Source organism: Variovorax sp. 01T439_2, from assembly GCF_056398445.1.
Genome location: NZ_JBFTPJ010000426.1, coordinates 1 through 4,832, shown reverse-complemented (window position 1 = coordinate 4,832; position 4,832 = coordinate 1). Strand labels below are relative to the sequence as shown.

Genomic DNA, 4,832 nt, shown 5'->3' with positions numbered 1-4,832 from the left:
GTCGTAGCCGGTCCACGGCTGGCTGGAGCGGCCGAAGCCGCGCCGGTCGAAGGCGATCGCGCGGTAGCCGCGTTCGGCGAAGAACAGCATCTGGGCGTCCCACATGTCGGCGCTCAGCGGCCAGCCGTGGCTGAAGAGGATGGGCTGGCCCGAGCCCCAGTCCTTGTAGTAGAGCTCGGTGCCGTCGCGCAGGGTGAGTGTGGTCATGGTTTTTCCAGTTTGATGAAAAGAAAGGGAGAAGAAGGAAATCAGAGAGACAGGAAGTGGTGCACCTCGGGCCTGCCGGGCCCGATGTGAAAGCGCACGGCTTCGTTCTGCAGGTCGGCGTCGGCATGCGACACGCGGTGGTGCTGGCGCAGGTGCTCGGCCCAGGACTCGACCAGGAACCACTCCATCACGCGCTCGGGGTCGCTGGTGTGCTCGGTCACGCCCCATGCGTAGGCGCCGTCGCGGCGGCGCTCGAGCGACAGCCGCTTCATCGCGTCCAGGAACGCCGGGCGGTCTTCCTTGCGGATGCGGTACTCGACCTGCACCATCACGGGACCGCGGTCGTGCGCGACAGGCTCGGCCACCAGTGGCTCGGGCCAGTGGTTCGAGGCCTGCAGGTCCGAATCGCCGGTGGGCAGGCGTGCACGGTGGAACAGCAGGGCCACGACCACCAGCCCGGCAGCGCCCGCCACCAGCGTGTACGGCACGCCGATCTCCTGCGCCACCAGGCCCCAGCCCAGGCTGCCGGCCGCCATTGCGCCGTTGAACACCGTGAGGTACACGGCCAGGCCGCGCCCGCGCACCCAGTTCGGCAGGATCGACTGCGCCACGCCATTGAGCGTGGTGAGCGCGATGATCCAGCCCAGGCCCAGCACCAGCAGCAACAACACTGCGAGCCACTGCGGCGGCGCGAACACCAGGCTGCCCATCACGCCGGCGGTCAGCAGCGAGGCCAGCAGCAGCATGCCGTCGGCATTGAAGCCCGCGCGCAGCCGCGGCATCACCAGCGCGCCGCCGATGGCGCCCGCACCCACGGCGCCCAGCAGGATGCCGTAGAAGCCGGCGCTGCCGCCCAGCATCTGTCGCGCCACCAGCGGCAGCAGCGCCCACACCGAACTGGCGAACAGGAAGAACACCGCCGCGCGCAGCAGCACGCGGTGCAGCTCGCGGCTGGCGCGCGTGTAGCGCAGGCCGGCGCGGAAGGCGCCCAGGAAGTTCTCCGACAGCCCGCTGTCGGCGGCCGCCGGACGCTTCCACCACAGCAGCGCCGCGATCACGAACACATAGCTGAGCACGTCGGCGCCATAGGTCAGGGCGGCGCCGAAGCTCGCGAGGATCAGGCCGCCCGCGGCCGGCCCGATGGAGCGCGCAATATTGATGCCCAGCGAGTTCAGCGCCACCGCGTTCTTGAGGTCGGCGCGCGGCACCAGCTCGGGCACGATCGACTGCCAGGTCGGCCCCATGAGCGCGGCGCCGATGCCGCCGACGAAGGTCAGCGCGATCAGGTACTCGACGGTGAGCGCGCCGGTGTGCGAGAGCACCAGCAGCGTGCCGCTCACGCCCGCCAGCACCAGCTGCACGAAGATCAGGAAACGCCGGCGGTCGAGGATGTCGGACAGCACCCCGGCTGGAATCGCGAGCAGGAAGATCGGCAGCGTGGCCGCGGTCTGGATCAGCGCCACCGCCGTGGGGCTGGCCGACAGGTCGGTCACGAGCCAGGAGCTCGCCACGTCGCGCATGAAGCTGCCGATGTTGCCGAGCACGGTGGCCGCCCACAGCACGGCAAAGACCGGCTGGCGCAGCGGTGCGAAGCTGCTGCTCGGCTTCGCGGCATCGGCGGCACCTGCGAGATCAGCCATTCGCTCGCTCCTTCAGGTCGTGCCAGGCCACCAGCACGAAGCCGCCGACCAGCCCCAGGTGCTCGAAGAAGGAATTGGCCGCCATGAAGCGCTCGGGCTGCGGCATCTCCCAGAAGCGCAGCGCGACGAAGGTCGCCATCAAGGTGAAGCCCGCGAGCGCCAGCGCGCCGAGCCAGCGATGAAAGCCCGTGAGGATGAACGCGGCCGCGCCGAGCTCCAGCACGATCACCGCGGCGGCCAGGGGCCCTGCGGGCGAGAGGCCGAAGTGGTTCATCTCGGCGATGGCCGCGTTGAAGTCCATGGCCTTGTTGAGCCCGCCCTGAAGATAGGCCGCGCACAGCAGCAGCAAGGCGAGCCAGCGCACGGCGGGTGAAATGGTCCAGCGCATCACACCGCCAAGCAGGCGCAGCCGAGCGCGCCCCAGAAGCTCTTGAGGTCGGCGATCGGCAGCTTGCTGCTCCAGGCCGTCGCATGCTGGTGGCCGTGCACGTTGCAGTCGTTGGCGCAGGCGCAGGACATGGCCGCGTGGCGCATGGCCTTCTGCAGCGGCGCGCCCTCGGCATCGCCCCAGCCGGCGTAGCCGCCGAAGCGGCGCACCGGCGACCAGTCGGGCATGGCCGGCGGCGGCGCGCCTTCGTCGTGCGCTGCGAACGGGCCGGCGCCATAGACCACCTTGCCGCCGACCATGGTCAGGAGCGCGGTGGTGTCGGCAATCTCCGATTCCGGGCAGGCGAAGAAGTCGCGGTCGGGCACCACGAGGTCGGCGAGCATGCCGGCTTCGATGCGGCCCTTCTTGCCGACCTCGTTGGAGAACCAGGTCACGTTCTCGGTCCACATGCGCAGCGCGGCCTCGCGGTCCAGGCAGTTGCGCTGCGGGTAGAGCTGCATGCCGCCCACCGTCTTGCCCGTGACCAGCCACGACAGCGACACCCACGGGTTGTACGAGGCGACGCGCGTCGCATCGGTGCCGGCCGACACCTTCACGCCCTTCTCGAGCATGCGCTTGACCGGCGGCGTGGCCTCGGCCGCGCCGGCGCCGTAGCGCTCGACGAAGTATTCGCCCTGGTAGGCCATGCGGTGCTGCACCGCGATGCCGCCGCCCAGCGCGGCGATGCGGTCGATCGATTTTTCCGAAATGGTTTCGCAATGGTCGAAGAACCAGTTCAGGCCGGCGAGCGGCGTGTCGCGGTTCACCTTCTCGAACACGTCGAGCGCGCGGTCGATGGTCTCGTCGTAGGTGGCATGCAGGCGCCACGGCCACTTGTTCTGCACCAGCACGCGCACCACCTCTTCGAGATCGCCCTCCATCTCGGGCGCCATGTCGGGGCGCGGCTGGCGGAAGTCCTCGAAGTCGGCGGCCGAGAACACCAGCATCTCGCCCGCGCCGTTGTGGCGGAAGTAGTCGTCGCCCTGCTTGTACTTCGAGGTGGCGGTCCAGTGGAGGAAGTCTTCCTTCTCCTGCTTGGGCTTCTGCGTGAACAGGTTGTAGGCCAGGCGGATGGTGAGCTGGCCGGCATCGGCCAGCTGCTGGATCACCTGGTAGTCCTCGGGAAAATTCTGGAAGCCGCCGCCCGCGTCGATGGCGCCGGTCACGCCCAGGCGGTTGAGCTCGCGCATGAAATGGCGCGTGGAATTGAGCTGGTATTCGAAGGGCAGCTTCGGGCCCTTGGCCAGGGTCGCATAGAGGATCGACGCATTGGGCTTGGCCAGCAGCAGGCCCGTGGGGTTGCCGGCCGCGTCGCGCACGATCTCGCCACCGGGCGGCGCGGGCGTGTCCTTGGTGTAGCCGACGGCGCGCAGCGCGGCGCCGTTGAGCAGCGCGCGGTCGTACAGGTGCAGCAGGAACACCGGCGTGTCGGGCGCCACGGCGTTGAGCTCCTCGATGGTCGGCAGGCGCTTTTCGGCGAACTGGTGCTCCGTGAAGCCGCCCACCACGCGCACCCACTGCGGCGCGGGCGTGATCGCGACCTGGCGCTTGAGCATGCCCATGGCATCGGCCAGGCTGCGCACGCCGTCCCAGCGCAGTTCGAGGTTGAAATTGAGGCCGCCGCGGATGATGTGCAGGTGGTTGTCGATGAGGCCCGGCAGCACGCGCCTGCCTTGCAGGTCGATCACGCGGGTGCCGCCGTCCGCGAGCGGCAGGATGTCCTGCGCGCGGCCCACGCGGGTGAAGCGGCCGTCCTTGATGGCCACGGCGTCGGCCACGGGGTTGGCGCGGTCCAGCGTGGTGAAGCGGCCGTTGTGCAGGATCAGGTGGGGGGCGGTGGTGCCTGCCATGTCGGGTGTCCTTGAGGGGTTGGATTGGGCCATTGCCGTACCGGCAAGAGCGGCGCCAAGCGTACCGAGGCAAAGGCGCCGGCGCTGTTCGTCGAATGAATCGCTCATGCCTTCCTTCCGGCCGCGGCGCCGGCCTCGCCCTTGGCGCACTGCGGCAGTTCGCCGAACACATGCGGCTTGACCTGGTGCTGCAGCCACGAGGTGGCGGCCGCCTCGGGCTTGATCACGCTCTTGATGAGCGGCGGGATCTGCTCGCCGAGCAGGATCCCGAGAAGCCCGACCAGGGCGATGACCGGCGGCGCCGGCGAACGCACCTGGAACAGTGCGTAGATCACGCCGACCAGCAGGCCGAGCGCGAGCGACAGGACATAGGGCTTCATCTTGGTCACCGCGGCGATCAGCCTTCGTGCGCGCCGAACATGGTCTTGGCGTAGGTTACGCCCAGGCCGTAGGCGCCGCCGAACTTCTTTGCGATGCCGGTGGTCATTTCATAGGTGTCCGTGCGGGCCCAGTCGCGCTGCAGCTCGAGCAGGTATTGCAGCGAGGTCATCGGCTGCGCGCCGGCCTGCACCATGCGGTCCATCGCGCGGTTGTGCGCCTCGGCCGAGACGTCGCCGCAGGCGTCGGYGATCACGAACACCTCGAAGCCCTGGTCGATGGCCGACAGCGCCGGCCCGACGATGCACACGCCGGTCCACAGGCCCGAGA

General features: G+C 69.3%; 6 protein-coding genes. All 6 read right to left on the bottom strand.

The window, feature by feature from the left end; genetic code table 11:
* Positions 1 to 207 (bottom strand): alpha/beta fold hydrolase (locus AC1DOC_RS19475; RefSeq protein WP_478130314.1); only part of this gene is annotated, 207 nt, incomplete at its 3' end.
* Positions 208 to 248: 41 nt separating this feature from the next.
* The gene (locus AC1DOC_RS19470) at positions 249 to 1,847 is read right to left on the bottom strand and encodes an MFS transporter (RefSeq protein ID WP_062364796.1); all 1,599 of its coding nucleotides are present in this window, start codon (positions 1,845 to 1,847) and stop codon (positions 249 to 251) included.
* The gene (locus AC1DOC_RS19465) at positions 1,840 to 2,235 is read right to left on the bottom strand and encodes a DoxX family protein (protein ID WP_015865525.1); all 396 of its coding nucleotides are present in this window, start codon (positions 2,233 to 2,235) and stop codon (positions 1,840 to 1,842) included. Before AC1DOC_RS19465 ends, AC1DOC_RS19470 begins: the two co-directional genes overlap by 8 nt.
* A complete protein-coding gene (locus AC1DOC_RS19460) occupies positions 2,235 to 4,124 on the bottom strand; it encodes an amidohydrolase (protein WP_478079980.1) in 1,890 nt (629 codons plus the stop codon). Before AC1DOC_RS19460 ends, AC1DOC_RS19465 begins: the two co-directional genes overlap by 1 nt.
* A 104-nt stretch (positions 4,125 to 4,228) precedes the next feature.
* On the bottom strand, positions 4,229 to 4,504 hold the full coding sequence (locus tag AC1DOC_RS19455) for a DUF1427 family protein (RefSeq protein WP_015865527.1): 276 nt from the start codon (positions 4,502 to 4,504) through the stop codon (positions 4,229 to 4,231).
* Between the two features lie 17 nt (positions 4,505 to 4,521).
* The coding region (locus tag AC1DOC_RS19450) for an isochorismatase family protein (protein WP_478130313.1) at positions 4,522 to 4,832 on the bottom strand (311 nt) is incomplete at its 5' end.